Here is a 14,869-nt window from a genome sequence, read left to right as displayed (position 1 = left end):
TTCCCGTGCGTCTCGCCACCTGGAACGTCAACTCGATCCGCACCCGCGCCGACCGCGTGGTCGCCTGGCTGCAACGCTCGGACGTCGACGTCCTGGCACTCCAGGAGACGAAGTGCCGCGACGACCAGTTACCCGAGTCCCGCTTCACCGACCTCGGCTACCAGGTCGCACACGTCGGCCACTCGCAGTGGAACGGGGTGGCGGTGCTGTCCCGCGTCGGGCTGGAGGACGTCGAGGTCGGCTTCCCCGGGATGCCGACCTGGTCGGCGAAGGAGGGCGTCGAGCCCGCGCCGGAGGCCCGCGCGCTGGGCGCCACCTGCGGCGGGGTGCGGGTGTGGAGCCTCTACGTGCCCAACGGGCGCACGCTGACCGACCCGCACTACCAGTACAAGCTGCAGTGGCTCGAGGCGCTGCGGACCGCGGCCACCGGTTGGCTGGCCGAGGACGCCGGCGCGCAGGTCGCCCTGGTCGGCGACTGGAACATCGCCCCGCAGGACGACGACGTGTGGGACGTGCGGGTCTTCGCGCACTCCACGCACGTCTCCGAGCCGGAGCGCGCCGCGTTCCGCGCGATCGTCGACGCCGGGTACACCGACGTCGTCCGGCCGCACACCCCCGGCCCCGGCGTCTACACCTACTGGGACTACACGCAGCTGCGCTTCCCCCGCCGCGAGGGCATGCGGATCGACTTCGTGCTGGGCTCACCGGCCCTGGCCGCCCGGGTCGGCGGCGCGCGCATCGACCGCGAGGAGCGCAAGGGCAAGGGCGCCAGCGACCACGCGCCGGTCGTCGTCGAGCTGGCCGACTGACGGACCGAGGGAGCGTCCTGGGGGACATCTGGGGCACACGAGGCATTGACCGCGTTCCGCACCGCGTCGATGGCGCTGCGCGTCCGGTCGTCCGAGTTCGGCATCAGGTGCCCGTAGGTGCTCAGCATCGGTGAGGCATCCTCGTGCCCCAGTCGCTCGGCGACCGCCACGACCGACTCACCGGCCGCCAGCAGGACGCTGGCGTAGTGGTGCCGCAGGTCGTGGCTCGTCGTCCCCTTCGGTAGCCCCGCCTCGGTCACCGCCCGACCCATCAGGTTGTGGCCGTAGTAGACGTGCCCCAGCGGAGCCCCCTCGCGGGTGGTGAACATCGTTCCGTCCTCGGCCGCTGGGGACGCCGCCAGATGGAGGCCAGCGCTTCGGCGACCACCCGAGGCAGCGGGATCCTCCGCTTCGACCGGGGTGTCTTCGGTTCGCTTCGCTCGCCCTTCGACCCCTGGGTGAACTGCCACTCGATGCGCACGGTGCGGCGCAGGAAGTCGACGTCCTGGACGCGGAGCGCGAGCAGCTCGCCGATCCGGAGCCCGAGCCCAGCCTGAGCGAGGACCATCCTCCGGTAGCGCTCGGGCGTCGAGTTGCAGGTGCCGGTGCGGATCCCCGGCGCGGGAGGTGTGATGCCGCACCGTCACCGCCTCCAGTGCCTCGACCGGCACCTGCACCTGGCCGCCCCGCGGCCCGACTCGGGTGGTGGCGTGTTCAGCCGGCCAGCCGATGATCTGGGTCGCGGCGTGGTCCTGGGCGGCGTCGTAGGCGGCGGCGACGTCGGGGGGCAGGGCGGCGGCCAGGGACCAGGACTTCGGCCCGTTGACCACCACCTCGACGAATCGGACCGCGCGGTCGTCGGTGCGCAGGCGCACGGTAGACATCCGCGTGCGGGAGCGGCTCAGCCCTGTCGGCGACGCCTCGGGCGCTCTCGCCCCGCTGTGGCTCCCACCGATGAACGGCTGTAGCAGCCTCGTGGCCACGGACCGTCAAGTTCCCCGTTCCATCACCCAACCGTTCACGTCCTCGCGCCGGTAGACGACGCGGCCGCCGAGGCGGAAGCCGTCCAGACCGACATCGGGGATCGCCCACAGCGCAACGTGGCCACCGGGGTGCGGAAAACTGCTGCCACGTCCTTCAGGGTCAGCAGTTGGGTCGTTGCCCAGCTCGCGCGCAATCGTGGCGAGCCGTTCGTCAACGTCACGCTCCTCGGGCACAGCGCTCCCACTCCCTGTGGCTCGGAGGCAGACCACGGAGTTGGCGCCTGGCGTCCTGTCCTCGACCGCCACGTCGGGGCAGGCGCGCCCCGGACAGCAAAGGGCGCCCGTTCCGCGGTAGCGGAACCGGGCGCCCTTCGGGTCTGCTGCGTTGGTCAGGCGATGGAGCGCACGTTGGACAGGTCGGCGACCGACTGTCGGTTCGCCGCCCCGTCGGTGTCGACGATGGTGCGCAGGACAAGTCCCCCCTGCAGTTTGATCAGCCGCGAGGTCAACGTCGCCAGGTAGCGGACACCCACCCGCGGGTCGTACACAGTGCGCGGCGTGACATCTAGCGCCGCCTGCTTGACCTTCGACACCAGCTCAGCGGGGCTGGGCTGGTAGAGCCAGGCCGGACCAGCCGGGCCCTGCGGACCCTGGACGCCGGGCAGACCCGCCGGGCCGGCCGGACCTGCCGGGCCCTGCACGCCCTGCGGACCCTGCAGGCCCCGAACACCAGCAGCGCCCTGCTCGCCGCGCGCGCCCCGCTCGCCCTGCACACCTGGCAGGCCCTTCTCGCCCTGCTCACCGGTCTCGCCGATCACACCGCGCGGGCCCTGGGCGCCGCGCAGGCCCTGCTCGCCCTGCGGTCCCTGCTCACCCCGCTCGCCGGCCACACCGCGCGGGCCGGTCTCCCCGCGCAGCCCGGGCAGGCCCTGCGGACCCTGCTCACCCTGCTCGCCGGGGCGACCGGTGGAGCCGGGCAGACCCTGCTCGCCCTGGAGGCCGGTCTCCCCCTCGGGCCCCCGCGCGCCCCGCGGCCCGGTCTCACCCTTCGGGCCCTGCTCGCCGCGCGGGCCGATCGGTCCCTTGTCGCCGCGCTCACCGACCGGGCCAACCGGACCGGTCGGGCCCTTCACGCCCTTCTCACCGGGCTCGCCGGCGGGGCCGACCGGGCCCTTCTCGCCCTTGTCACCCCGCTCGCCGGCCGGACCGGTCGGGCCCTTGGGCCCCTTGTCGCCGGGCTCCCCGGCGGGGCCGACCGGGCCGGTCGGGCCCTTCACGCCGCGGTCACCCTCCTCGACGGTGACGTCGACGGGTACCGCAACGGTCTCGCTGGACGTGGTCTTCTTGGACTGCGCCATGGCAGCAGCTGCCTCTCAGATAGGCGGTCATGTGGCGGGCGGCGTCGCTGGATCACACCCGCGGTCCGGAATCTGTCCCGGCCTCCGGCGGAGATCGGGCTGATGCCGGCCCAGCCGGCATCGGACGGGTCTGGCCCGAAGACCAACTACCCGCACCATGCCCCTGCGCTAGCGGTAGCAAGCACCCGACCCCTGTGAGACGCACCACCACCACGGCCGGCGCTGGTTGACGTCAATCACCGCCGCCTGCACGGCGAGATCGTCCTTGTCCCACCCGCTGCCGAGTACGAGGAAACGACGTCGCCCGGATCCGAACAGCCGTCGCGAACGCAATCTCACCGCGGGAGGCGGTCATCGCCGGCGCCGACGGAATGGTGCTGCGGGTCGACCGCATCGGTCCTGACCGAGCCACGCGGCCTGGCAGCAGTTCGCGGCCTGCGAAGCGCCGCAGGCGTAGCTCCGTCCGACAATCGCTCGCCTTCGCCGCCCCTCAGCCGACCGGAGTGCCTCATCTCCGCCAGGACACATGGCCTGGGCCGGCGTCGCGGGGGCCGGCAGGCACCGGCAGGCAGTAGCGTCGACGCGGGACGGAGGAAGCCTCATAGTGCGGCTCCCCCACCGATCCGCTGGCCATCGTCTCGTGGGGATACTGCCGGACATGCCGTACGGCACAGTCCCAGCTGACCGACCCCCTGCGCTGGTGACCGAGTGGCCCACGGCCTGTCGGGAGCCGTGATCAACCGCCCGCACTCGGCTGATGCCCCGTCGCTGCGATCCCTCGGGACCAGTGACCGCCAGAATGCGGTCGGTCAGGTAGGGCTCGATCTCGGCGTCCTGAGTGAGGGCTGCCACCACGATCAGCCAGCCGGCGGGCCTGGACCGGACGATGCGCCCCAGCATCTCGATCGGGCAGGACGGCTCCGCCTGGTCCTGGACCACGAGTCTGCCCTGGTACAGGTGCGGGTCGTCCGTAGTCGTCTCTGCCTGACGTTCCTCTCGGTCCTGCCGGTCGGTGCGGCGCCCCAGGACCGGTGCCTGTCGGTCCTGACACGACAGCACGGAAGCGAGAACGACATGGCTCAGGGCACTGTGAAGTGGTTCAACGCGGAGAAGGGCCTCGGCTTCATCGAGCAGGACGGCGCCGACGTCTTATGCCACTTCTCGGCGATCACCGGCCAGCGGCTACCGGTCGCTGGACGAGGCACAGCGCGTCGAGTTCGACGTCACCCAGGGCCAGAAGGGTCCGCGGGCGGAGAACGTCCGCGCAATCTGAGCAATGAGGGAGGGGACACGGCGAAACCTGGCCGTGTTCCCTCCCTTGCGTGGTTCATTACGGGGACGCGCTGACATCCTGGGACGGCACAGGGCGCTCATCGCACGGAAGGCAGCCGTGTGCGTAGTACCGTGTCGCCCCTCGAACACAGCCTCACCTCGGTGTTTCGCGGTCAGGAAGCCGGAGTGTTCCCGTATTGGGGGCCCTACGGGCGCCCGTGATGCCCGCGTGATACTCCGATGCCCGTCAGCCCTCCAGCAGGGCGCCGCAGCGGTCAGCCGCCTCCCTGCCCATGCCGGGGTGCACGTGCTGATAGACGGGCAGCGTTAGCGTGGCGCTCGCGTGCTCCAGCTAGGGCCTGTCCTGCCGATCTTGTTCGTCGGATTGGAGTTGACTCGAGGGCGCTGGCCTGACCCTCAGGGAAGGCGGCCCCGCCACCCCACGGTCAGGAGTGGCGGGGCCTGACCGCGGCGAGTCCCCCGGGAGGCCGCCGCGGCTGCAAGGGGCCTGCGAGGAGAGGCTATTGGTCTCGCTGCTTGATCGCCTGGTCAGCGGATCGACGCCGACCGGGTCCGGACGAGTGGGAGTTCACCGGTGAGGACCAGGTGCTCGGCGATGTCACGCACCTTGACGTTCCTGCTCATCGACACGGTGACCAGGGCTTCGAATGCCTGGTCGGGGGTCAACTTGTGGCGCTCGATGAGGATGCCTTTGGCCTGCTCGATGACCGCCCGGGATTCGAGCGCGATCTGGAGGTTGTCGGCCGTCTTCCGGGCGGTGCGATAAGCCTGGACGGTTCCGGCGGCGACCGCCGCGTAGGGGGCGAACCCGGTGGCCACCGCCCGGCTGGCCTCGTCGAAGGCGTCCGGCGTCCGGGCGTAGATGTTCAGCGATCCCCCGACCTGCTCCTCCCTGGCGAGGATGAGCGGAACGGCAAGCACACTCAGGACGCCGTGTTCGGCGACGTAGCGCGCATAATCCGGCCACCGACCGTCCGCTCGCGTATCGGCGATCTCGACCAGGACGCCGGTGCGGGCGGTGTGCAGACACGGCCCCTCCCCGCGTTCGTACTGGGCCGCATCGAGGTCGAGGGCCAGTGGCCCAGTGTCGATGACGGTGCTCGGCTCGTCCTTGATCAGCAGCGTGACCGATGCCTCGGGGTCGCCGGGCATGACTCTCTTGGTGAGGTCGGCCATCGATTGCAGCAGGCTCTCCATGGAGAGTTCCCGCAAGGACAACCCGCCCAGGTGCTCCAGCGCCTCGGCGGCTTCGGTGGATCGTTGCTCCTCGCTGCGGGCCACCGCGGGCCTCCGGTCCAATTCATACCGGGGGAGCGACCTCGGCGGCGAAGCCCAGGGTGGGTTCCGCAATGAGCTACGCCGCTGGGTGGCGCAACATCGACGCCCAGGCTGCACCGGAGCGTCTGGCTGAGCCTACGCCCCCTTCCGAGGTTCGCCGGTGCCGTCACCGCGTCCGGTCCCTGACCCCGAGAGCTCGCCTCCGAGTCGGGTGTGGACGCCGCGGCGGGACGGCGGGCTGCGCGGATCCCCCGGGACCTGACGGCGCGGCCTCCTTCTCGAGCTCATCCGGCGCACAGCTCCGCCAGCAGACGGGCAACGAACGGCTGATCGAGCCCGGACGCGTGCGCGAGGTCGTTGAGGGTCAGCCCGTGATGGCGGGGGCAGGCTAGGACCCTGGCCAGGGTCATGACCTCGGACTGGTAGGCGAAAGGCGATGGCAATCGCCTCGAACGCGGCGGCGCGGACGGGGTCAGCCCCGTCTTGACTCGGCTGGACTGGCAGGCTCGACTCCGGCTCCGTGTTGTCGTCATGTGCGGCTCGGGGCTGCGATGGGCCGGTGATGGTTGGCTGCCGAGCCGGTCCTCCGCCTGTGCACCAGACCTTGCACACCGCGGACGGACCAGTCCAACACCGATAGGGCGAGGGTGCTGCACAACTTGTGGACGAGTCCGCGATGGTGGGCGGCCAGACGCGGGGAGGGCACTGCCCCACAGATGGGGTCGTCTCTTGAGATGGCGCGTGTGACCTCGCGGGAACCGCCCCTGCCCTGTGATGAACGACTCTCGCCAGATGCGCGCCGGGACACCGGCGCGTCACGTTGCGCCCAGGGACGGCCACCCAGGCCGTGTGCCTGAGGGCCACTGCGCGCGTGCTGACTGATGATCACAGCCGCGCGGGCTCAGGGCCCCTGTTCCGCCACATCCCCGCGTTCCTGGGCACATCTGGGGCACATGATCTTGTGATCGGCCCTGGTCGGCCCTGATTGGTCGGGATGTGTCATTGCAGGTCACGCCGCAGATGAGCTTCAGCTGCGCTGGTCAGAACACCCCGGTCGCACCTACTGGGACCACACACAGCTGCGCTTCCCGCGCCGCGAAGGCATGCGGATCGACTTCGTGCTGGGCTCACCGGCCCTGGCCGCCCGGGTCGGCGGCGCGCGCATCGACCGCGAGGAGCGCAAGGGCAAGGGCGCCAGCGACCACGCCCCTGTGGTGGTCGATCTCTGGAATGGCCTCCCTGCCCCCCAACCGGAGAAGGACCCCGTCCTCCTCATCCCTCGCGAGCTCGGGACGAGCCTCGGGACGGGGCCGGCGGCGGGGGCCCTGCAGGGAGGCCATTCGAGTCGGTGGCCGGGACGAGGCCGGTCCCGCGCGGTGTTGTACCGGGTGATGACCGCCGCCGTCGCCCCCTCCCCCACCGCTCCGACCCCGACCCGCCTGTGGACGCCCTCGCGCGTCCTCGTCACCCGCTCGGCCGCCGAGCGGCCGCACGGGCAGCGCGTCCTCGCGCGGCTCGAGGCCGCCGGGGTGTCCGACGTCGAGCTGCTGCCCGGCGACCGGCTGCCCAACCTCCGCGGGGACGGCGACCGCGCCGCCTTCATGCGCGCCAAGGACACCCTCGCGCTCGTCGTCCCCGCGCCGTCCAAGCGCAGGCTGCAGCCGATCCCGCCATCGGCGGACTGGCGCGTCGACCTGGCCGAGGGCTGCCCCGCGCACTGCCAGTACTGCTATCTCGCCGGCTCGCTGTCCGGCCCGCCGGTCACCCGCGTCTTCGCCGACCTCGACGAGGTGCTCGACGGCCTCGATCGGTACGTCGGGCGCGGCGAGGTCACCTCGGGCACGCTCGAGCGCGGCGGCGAGGGGACGACGTTCGAGGCCTCCTGCTACACCGACCCGCTGGCCATCGAGCACCTGACCGGCGGCCTGGCGCGGATGGTCGAGCACTTCGGCACGCACGACTGGCCCGGGCCGGTGCAGCTGCGGGCGACCACCAAGTTCGACGACGTCGCCGGCCTGCTCGACCTGCCGCACGGCGGGCGCACGCGCCTGCGGTTCTCGGTCAACGCGGCCTCGGTGGCGCGGCGCTTCGAGGGGGCGACCTCGCCGGTGACCGGCCGGGTCGCGGCGCTGGCCGCCGTGGCCGCCGCCGGGTACCCGGTGGGCCTGACCATCGCGCCGATCATGCCGGTCGAGGGCTGGCGCGAGGAGTACGGCGACCTGCTCGACACCGTCGCCGCCGCGCTCCCGGCAGACGCGGACCTCACCGTCGAGTGCATCACCCACCGCTTCACGCCCGGCAGCAAGGAGACGCTGCTGGACTGGTACCCGCGCACGAAGCTCGACATGGACGAGGCCCGGCGCACGACCAAGCGCGGGAAGTACGGCTCGGTCAAGCACGTCTACCCGAAGGAGACGATGGCCGAGCTGCGCGGCTGGTTCGAGGCCGCGCTCGCCGAGCGGCTGCCCCAGGCCCGGTTGCTGTACTGGACCTGAGGCAGCCCTCGACGTGGCCCCGTCCCGGGCCCCGCCCTGAGCTCGCGAAGGGTGGGGAGGACGGGGTCCTCCCTCAGGCGGCCGGGATCAGGCCGTTCGGGTTGAGCACGTACTTCTTCGCCGCGCCCTGGTCGAACTCCTGGTAGCCCCGCGGCGCGTCCTCCAGCGGGATCACCTCGGCGTTCACCGCCTTCGCGATCTGCACCCGGTCGTGCAGGATCGCCATCATCAGCTGGCGGTTGTAGCGCATGACCGGGCACTGGCCGGTGGTGAACGCGTGCGACTTCGCCCAGCCCAGCCCCAGCCGGATGGACAGCGAGCCGGTCTTCGCCGCCTCATCGGCCGCACCGGGGTCGCCGGTCACGTAGAGGCCGGGGATGCCGAGCGCACCGCCCGCTCGCGTGATGTCCATCAGCGAGTTGAGCACCGTGGCCGGGGCCTCGGTCTGCGCGTCCTTGCCGTGGCCGCGGGCCTCGAAGCCGACCGCGTCCACGCCGCAGTCCACCTCGGGCTCGCCGAGGATCTGCTCGATCTGGTCCTTCGGGTCGCCCTTCGAGACGTCGACGGTCTCGCAGCCGAAGCTGCGGGCCTGGGCCAGTCGGTCCTCGACCAGGTCCCCGACGATGACCACGGCAGCGCCGAGCAGCTGCGCGGACGCCGCCGCGGCCAGCCCCACCGGACCGGCGCCGGCGATGTAGACCGTCGACCCCGTGCCCACCCCGGCGGTCACGCAGCCGTGGTAGCCGGTCGGGAAGATGTCCGACAGCATCGTGAGGTCGCGGATCTTGGCCAGCGCCTGGTCCCGGTCCGGGAACTTCAGGCAGTTGAAGTCCGCGTACGGGACCATCACGTACTCCGCCTGGCCGCCGGTCCAGCCACCCATGTCGACGTAGCCGTACGCCGAGCCCGGGCGGTCGGGGTTGACCGTCAGGCAGATGCCGGTCTTGCCCTCCTTGCAGTTGCGACAGCGGCCGCAGGCGATGTTGAACGGCACGCTGACGATGTCGCCCTCGTTGAGGAACTCGACGTCCGGGCCCTTCTCGACCACCTCCCCGGTGATCTCGTGGCCCAGGACCAGCCCCTCGGGCGCCGTCGTCCGCCCGCGGACCATGTGCTGGTCGGAGCCGCAGATGTTGGTGGCGACGGTCCGCAGGATGACCCCGTGCGGGGTCTTGCGACCGATGTTGGACGGGTGCACCCCCGGGCCGGACTGCAGCTCCAGCTTCGGATAGTCCAGGTCGGCGACCTCGACCTTGCCCGGCCCCATGTACCTGACTGCCTTGTTGCCTGCCACGGACGCTCCTCCTCGTCGGGCCGGCACGCCTCTGTGCCGGCCGTGCGGTGTCCACCGCCCGGGCGCCCCGGTGGCCTGTCCTCCCCGTCCACGACGGACCTCCGGGGCTCAGAGGCGGATGGGGACCGAGTGTGGTCCGTGCCACCCCCGGTGCGGCTCAGCGGAACACCGGACCTGGATCCGACACTCGGCCTGTTACGACGTAGCGTGACAGCCCGTGCTCGTCCTGCTGCCCCCGTCCGAGACCAAGGCCCCAGGTGGGGACGGCGCCCCGCTGGACCTCGCCGCGCTGTCCTGGCCCGAGCTGACCGACGTCCGCGCCGAACTGGTGAAGGCGCTGGTCGAGCTCGCCGCCGACCGGCCGGTCGCGCGGGCCGCGCTGGGCCTGTCCGCGAAGCAGGACGACGAGCTGGCCCGCAACGCCGAGCTGATCGGTGCCCCGACGATGCCCGCCCTGGAGCGCTACACCGGTGTCCTCTACGACGCCCTCGACGTGCGCTCGCTGGCCCGCGCCCAGCGCGCCCGGGCCGACCGGCGGCTGGCGATCGGGTCGGCGCTGTTCGGGGTGGTCCGCGGCACCGACCGCATCCCCGCCTACCGGCTCTCGGCCGGCTCGGCACTGCCCGGCCTGCCGACGCTGCGCACCTTCTGGCGACCGGCGCTGGGCCCGGTGCTCGCCGGCGTCGACGAGCTGGTGGTCGACCTGCGCAGCGGCGCCTACGCCGCGCTGGCCCCGGTGCCCGGCGCGGTGACCCTCGAGGTCCTCAGCGAGCGCCCGGACGGCACCCGAACGGTGGTCAGCCACTCCAACAAGGCGCACAAGGGCCGCGTCGCCCGGCTGCTCGCCACCACGACCGGTGAGCCGGCGGACGTCGTCCGGCTGCGGATCCTGCTGCGGCGCGCCGGGTTCCACGTGGAACACGCCGGGGGGACGGCGCTGACCCTCGTCGTCCCGGCGGACCCGGCGAGGCGCTGAGCGGGCACTGACCGTCGTCGGGAGCGTGATCTGCGTCAGGATCGTTGCACCCAACCGAAGGAGCGTGACATAACTGCGGGGATCCCGCGCAGCTCGAACAGCCGTGGCCGCCGGCGGGCTCCGAGCACCCCGGCACCGGCCGTCGACAGTGGAGAGGTACGGGTGGAGCGATCCCCGTGGCAGCACAGTGCTGCGCGCGCGTCCGACGTCGAACTGGCGGCGGAGGCGCTGCTCGGCGACCCTGCCCGCCTGCGCGCCGCCCGCCGGCTCCGGGTCGCGCAGGCCGGCTCCCCCGCCCTCGACCGGCTGGTCGAGCTGGCCGCACGCCTGCTCGGCGCGCGGGCCGGTCAGATCTCGCTGCTGGACGACGTTCAGTCCGTCGCCGGCGTCGCCGGACTGCCCCCGGGCAGCGCGGTCCGCGAGACCGGGCTCCCCGACACCCCGTGCGCCCTGGCCGCGACCGGCGCCGACGTCCTGGTCATCCCCGACGCGCGGGCCGACGAGCGGGTCGCCCACCTGCCCACGGTGACCGGCGGGCTGGTCATCGCCTACCTCGGCGCCCCGCTGACCGACAGCGAGGGGCACGTCGTCGGGACGCTGTGCGTGTTCGACCCGGGGCCGCGGGAGTGGTCCGAGGCCGACGCCGCCACGCTGCGCCAGCTCGCCGCCTCGGTGGTGACCGAGCTGGAGTACACGGCGCTGACCGGCGAGTACGAGCGCCAGCACCTGCGCTGGCGGCTGGCGATGGACGCCGGTCGTGTCGGCACCTTCGACTGGGACCTGCGCACCGGTGAGCTGGTGTGGGACGACCCGCTGATGGCGGTGTTCGGCTACACCCCGGCGGACTTCGACGGCTCGATCACCGCCTTCAACCGGCGGGTGCACCCCGACGACCTGCCCCGCGTCAGCGAGGCGCTGCGCGCCTGCATCGACGGCTGCGGCGACTTCGAGGCGGAGTACCGGGTCGTGCGCCCGGACGGCGAGACCCGCTGGGTGCAGGCCCGCGGCCGCGCGCTGGGCGGACCGGACGAGACCGCCGTCCGGGTGCTGGGCGCGGCCTACGACACCACCGAGGACCGCACCGGCGATGTCCGCGTCACCCGGGTCCTGGAGGCCATGCCGGCAGGCTTCTACTCGCTGGACCACGAGTGGCGCTTCACGCACGTCAACGCCGAGGCCGAGCGGCTGCTCGGACGCGGCCGCGAGGAGCTGCTCGGCGAGGTCATCTGGACGTCGTTCCCCGGGACGGTGAACAGCGTCTTCGAGGAGGGCTACCGCGGCGCGGTGCGGACCGGGGAGCCGGTCAGCTTCGACGCGCACTACCCCGCGCCGCTCGACGGCTGGTACGAGGTGCGCGCCTGGCCCAGCCCCGAGGGCCTGTCGGTCTACTTCGTCGAGGTGACCGAGCGGAGGCGGGCGCGCGACCACGCCGAGCGTTCCGCGAGGCGGCTGGCCCTGCTCGCCCAGGTCAGCGCCGAGCTGGCCGGCACCCTGGACGCGCAGGCCGCCACCAGCCGGCTGCCCCGCCTGGTCGTCCCGGGCCTCGCGCAGTGGTGCATCGTCACGGTCGTCGACAGCGACGGGCGGCCGCGGGACGTCGGCTGGTGGCACACCGAGCCCGCCGCCCGGGCCCTGCTCGAGCGCTACGCCGCCGTCCGGCTCGACGCCATGCCGGCCACCTCACCGGTGGCCCGCGCCCTCCTGGCGGGCGAGACCGTGCGCGCGGACGCCGGGGAGGTGCGGGAGCTGCTGACCGACGGCGAGGCGCGCGACCTGCTCACCGCCCTGGCGCCGGGCTCGGCGGTGTGCCTGCCGCTGCGCGGACGAGGGCGGACCCTCGGCGTGCTGACCCTCTACTTCGGCCCGGGCGAGACGTTGTCGCGGGAGGACCAGGCCACCGCCCAGGACGTGGCCGACCGCGCCGGCCTGGCCCTCGACAACACCCGGCTCTACGCGCAGCAGCAGCAGCTGGCCGAGGGGCTGCAGCGCAGCCTGCTCACCGAGCCACCCGAGCCCGACCACGCCGAGATCGCCGTCCGCTACCTGCCGGCCGTCGAGGCCGCGCGGGTCGGCGGCGACTGGTACGACGCGTTCCTGCAGCCCAGCGGGGCGACGATGCTGGTCATCGGCGACGTCGTCGGCCACGACACCGAGGCGGCCGCGGCCATGGGCCACCTGCGCGGGCTGCTGCGCGGCATCGCCACCTACAGCGACGCGCCGCCGGTGGAGGTGCTGCGCGGGCTCGATGCCTCGATGGCGGTGCTGCAGACCCACGTGCTGGCGACGGCCACGGTGGCCCGCTTCGAGCAGACCGACGACGAGCGCCGGCGCGGCCTCACCCGCATGCGCTGGGCGAACGCCGGGCACCTGCCGCCGCTGGTCATCAACCCCGACGGCAGCGTGGCCGAGCTGGCCGCCTGGAAGGGCGACCTGCTGCTGGGCGTGGACGCCGAGGTCGAGCGCCAGGAGTCGGTGGTGACCCTCGACCGCGGGTCCACCGTGCTGCTGTTCACCGACGGCCTCGTCGAGCGGCGCGACGCCGACCTCGATGCCGGGCTGGTGCGGCTGCGCGAGGCGCTGGTCGACGTCGCCCGCCTGCCGCTGCAGCAGCTGCTCGACGAGGTGCTCGAGCGGCTGGTCGACGGCCGGCCCGAGGACGACGTAGCGCTGGTCGCCGTCCGCCTGCACCGCCAGGACCACCCGCGCCCGGTGGAGGCCGGCCCCAACGACGTCCCGGACGTCGTCCCACCCGAGCCGACCTTCTAGCCTCCAGTGGTGAGCCGCCCTGCGGGGCGGCTGGAGGAGTGGGGGCCGGAGGCCTCCGCGACGAGGGCCGGGGAGGGCTCCGTGCAGCAGGGGAACGGCACGTGATCGCGGTGTCGTCCGGTAGGACGACGGTGTGATGGACCTGTGCCTCCGGCCGGCGACCGAGCTGGCCGCGCTGATCCGCTCCCGGCAGCTGTCCGCGCGTGAGCTGACCGACGCCTGCCTGGCGCGCATCGACGAGCTCGACGGCCGGGTCAACGCGGTGGTCACGCTGGACGCCGAGGGCGCCCGGGCCGCTGCCGACGCCGCCGACGCCGCGCTGGCCGCCGGCGAGGACGTCGGCCCGCTGCACGGGCTGCCGGTGGCGCACAAGGACAACCACGCCACGGCTGGCATGCGCACCACCTGGGGCTCCCCGCTCGCCGACACCGTGCCGACGGAGGACGAGCTGGTGGTCGCCCGGCTGCGCGCGGCCGGGACGGTGCGCGTCGGCAAGACGAACGTGCCGGAGTTCACCGCCGGCTCGCACACGTTCAACCCGCTGTTCGGCGTCACCCACAACCCGTACCGGCACGGGCTGTCGGCCGGCGGCTCGAGCGGCGGTGCGGCCGCGGCGCTGGCCGCGGGGTTCGTGCCGGTCGCCGAGGGCAGCGACTTCGGCGGGTCGCTGCGCAACCCGGCGGCGTTCTGCAACGTCGTCGGGCTGCGGCCCACGCCGGGCCGGGTGCCGACCTGGCCGGCGGCGATGGGCTGGTCGCAGCTGTCCGTGGATGGACCGATGGGGCGGACCGTGGCCGACGTCGCGCTGGTGCTCTCGGCGATGACCGGGCCCGACCGCCGCGTGCCGATCTCCCTCGACGACCCCGGCACCTCGTTCGCCGCGCCGCTGCCCGAGCGCCTCGACGGGCTGCGGGTGGCCTGGGCGCCGGACCTGGGTGGCCGGGTGCGCGTGGACCCGGCGATCACCGGGGTGCTGTCGCGGAGCGTGGCGGTGTTCGAGGAGCTGGGCGCCACCGTGGAGGCCGACTGCCCCGATCTCTCCGGCGCCGACGACGTCTTCGGCACGCTGCGGGCCTGGGTGTTCGACGCGACGTTCAGCGACCTGGCCCGGCAGCACCCGGACCGGCTCAAGGAGTCGATCCGCTGGAACGCCGCCCAGGGCGCGAAGCTGACCGGCGCCGACGTCGCCCGCGCCGAGATCGCCCACACGGCCCTCTACGAACGCGTGGTCGGGTTCTTCGACCGATACGACGTCCTGCTGGCGCCGACGACGCAGGTGCTGCCCTTCCCGGTGGAGCTGGAGTACCCGACCGAGATCGACGGGGAGCCGCTGGAGGACTACCTCGCCTGGATGCGCTCCTGCACGCTCATCACGCCGACCGGCTGCCCCGCGCTCTCGGTGCCCGGCGGGTTCACCCCGGACGGCCTGCCCGTGGGCCTGCAGGTCGTCGCGCCGCCGCGGGCCGACCGGCGGGTGCTGGAGGTGGGGCACGCCTTCGAGCAGGCGACCCGCTTCGGCGAGCGCCGTCCGCCCCTCTGACGCCGTCTACGGCTCTCTGGCACTGACGCCAGAGAGCCGTAGACGAGCCTCGACCGCGCCCGCTCGACCGGTGTCTG

General features: G+C 73.1%; 11 protein-coding genes and 3 pseudogenes. 7 read left to right on the top strand and 7 right to left on the bottom strand.

The genetic code is table 11. From position 1 onward, the window contains the following. The first annotated feature begins 5 nt into the window (after nucleotides 1-5). On the top strand, nucleotides 6-809 hold the full coding sequence (locus tag ACWIX7_RS13625) for an exodeoxyribonuclease III (protein ID WP_448622062.1): 804 nt from the start codon (nucleotides 6-8) through the stop codon (nucleotides 807-809). A gap of 164 nt (nucleotides 810-973) precedes the next feature. Here ACWIX7_RS13625 and ACWIX7_RS13620 read toward each other — a convergent pair. The 5 genes and pseudogenes from ACWIX7_RS13620 to ACWIX7_RS13600 form a co-directional block, all read right to left on the bottom strand. After that, a pseudogene (locus ACWIX7_RS13620) lies at nucleotides 974-1,138 on the bottom strand (tyrosine-type recombinase/integrase); the annotation flags it as partial. Continuing rightward, nucleotides 1,081-1,377 (bottom strand): tyrosine-type recombinase/integrase, encoded by a 297-nt coding sequence (locus ACWIX7_RS13615; protein ID WP_448622154.1) that lies wholly within the window; start codon nucleotides 1,375-1,377, stop codon nucleotides 1,081-1,083. The gene ACWIX7_RS13615 and the pseudogene ACWIX7_RS13620, both read right to left, overlap by 58 nt. Before the next feature lie 10 nt (nucleotides 1,378-1,387). Then, nucleotides 1,388-1,681, bottom strand: a pseudogene (locus ACWIX7_RS13610) (relaxase domain-containing protein); the annotation flags it as partial. Between the two features lie 117 nt (nucleotides 1,682-1,798). Beyond that, nucleotides 1,799-2,026, bottom strand: coding sequence for a hypothetical protein (locus ACWIX7_RS13605; protein ID WP_448622061.1), 228 nt, complete (start codon nucleotides 2,024-2,026; stop codon nucleotides 1,799-1,801). Nucleotides 2,027-2,181: 155 nt separating this feature from the next. Continuing rightward, nucleotides 2,182-3,150 carry a collagen-like protein gene (locus tag ACWIX7_RS13600; protein ID WP_448622060.1) on the bottom strand — a complete coding sequence of 323 codons (969 nt, stop codon included), beginning with the start codon at nucleotides 3,148-3,150 and terminating at the stop codon, nucleotides 2,182-2,184. Nucleotides 3,151-4,224: 1,074 nt separating this feature from the next. Between ACWIX7_RS13600 and ACWIX7_RS13595 the strand changes: the two are divergent. Next, nucleotides 4,225-4,284, top strand: a pseudogene (locus tag ACWIX7_RS13595) (cold-shock protein); the annotation flags it as partial. A gap of 58 nt (nucleotides 4,285-4,342) precedes the next feature. Continuing rightward, nucleotides 4,343-4,423 carry a cold-shock protein gene (locus ACWIX7_RS13590; RefSeq protein ID WP_448622153.1) on the top strand — a complete coding sequence of 27 codons (81 nt, stop codon included), beginning with the start codon at nucleotides 4,343-4,345 and terminating at the stop codon, nucleotides 4,421-4,423. Nucleotides 4,424-4,971: 548 nt separating this feature from the next. Here ACWIX7_RS13590 and ACWIX7_RS13585 read toward each other — a convergent pair. Further along, on the bottom strand, nucleotides 4,972-5,724 hold the full coding sequence (locus tag ACWIX7_RS13585; protein ID WP_448622059.1) for an ANTAR domain-containing protein: 753 nt from the start codon (nucleotides 5,722-5,724) through the stop codon (nucleotides 4,972-4,974). A 1,100-nt stretch (nucleotides 5,725-6,824) separates the two neighbouring features. Between ACWIX7_RS13585 and ACWIX7_RS13580 the strand changes: the two genes are divergently transcribed. After that, nucleotides 6,825-8,216: a spore photoproduct lyase family protein gene (locus tag ACWIX7_RS13580; protein ID WP_448622058.1), complete on the top strand. Its 1,392-nt coding sequence runs from the start codon at nucleotides 6,825-6,827 to the stop codon at nucleotides 8,214-8,216. A 73-nt stretch (nucleotides 8,217-8,289) separates the two neighbouring features. Here ACWIX7_RS13580 and fdhA read toward each other — a convergent pair whose 3' ends face one another. Continuing rightward, on the bottom strand, nucleotides 8,290-9,510 hold the full coding sequence (fdhA, locus tag ACWIX7_RS13575) for a formaldehyde dehydrogenase, glutathione-independent (protein ID WP_448622057.1): 1,221 nt from the start codon (nucleotides 9,508-9,510) through the stop codon (nucleotides 8,290-8,292). Nucleotides 9,511-9,727: 217 nt separating this feature from the next. Here fdhA and yaaA point away from each other — a divergent pair, with 217 nt between their 5' ends. The 3 genes from yaaA (at nucleotide 9,728) to ACWIX7_RS13560 (ending at nucleotide 14,792) form a co-directional block, all read left to right on the top strand. Continuing rightward, nucleotides 9,728-10,486, top strand: a complete 759-nt coding sequence (yaaA, locus tag ACWIX7_RS13570) for a peroxide stress protein YaaA (protein WP_448622056.1) — start codon at nucleotides 9,728-9,730, stop codon at nucleotides 10,484-10,486. A gap of 162 nt (nucleotides 10,487-10,648) precedes the next feature. Further along, on the top strand, nucleotides 10,649-13,252 hold the full coding sequence (locus tag ACWIX7_RS13565) for a SpoIIE family protein phosphatase (protein WP_448622055.1): 2,604 nt from the start codon (nucleotides 10,649-10,651) through the stop codon (nucleotides 13,250-13,252). A gap of 136 nt (nucleotides 13,253-13,388) precedes the next feature. Next, nucleotides 13,389-14,792, top strand: coding sequence for an amidase (locus ACWIX7_RS13560; protein WP_448622054.1), 1,404 nt, complete (start codon nucleotides 13,389-13,391; stop codon nucleotides 14,790-14,792). Nucleotides 14,793-14,869 lie beyond the last annotated feature (77 nt).

It is taken from the genome of Geodermatophilus sp. URMC 65, from assembly GCF_053502545.1.
This window is presented reverse-complemented; position numbering and strand designations above follow the sequence as displayed.

Coding starts and splice junctions, on each gene's coding strand:
- ACWIX7_RS13615 (WP_448622154.1), bottom strand. CDS start 1,377: ATGGTCCTCGCTCAGGCTGGGCTCGGGCTCCGGATCGGCGAGCTGCTC.
- ACWIX7_RS13600 (WP_448622060.1), bottom strand. CDS start 3,150: ATGGCGCAGTCCAAGAAGACCACGTCCAGCGAGACCGTTGCGGTACCC.
- ACWIX7_RS13580 (WP_448622058.1), top strand. CDS start 6,825: ATGCGGATCGACTTCGTGCTGGGCTCACCGGCCCTGGCCGCCCGGGTC.
- ACWIX7_RS13560 (WP_448622054.1), top strand. CDS start 13,389: ATGGACCTGTGCCTCCGGCCGGCGACCGAGCTGGCCGCGCTGATCCGC.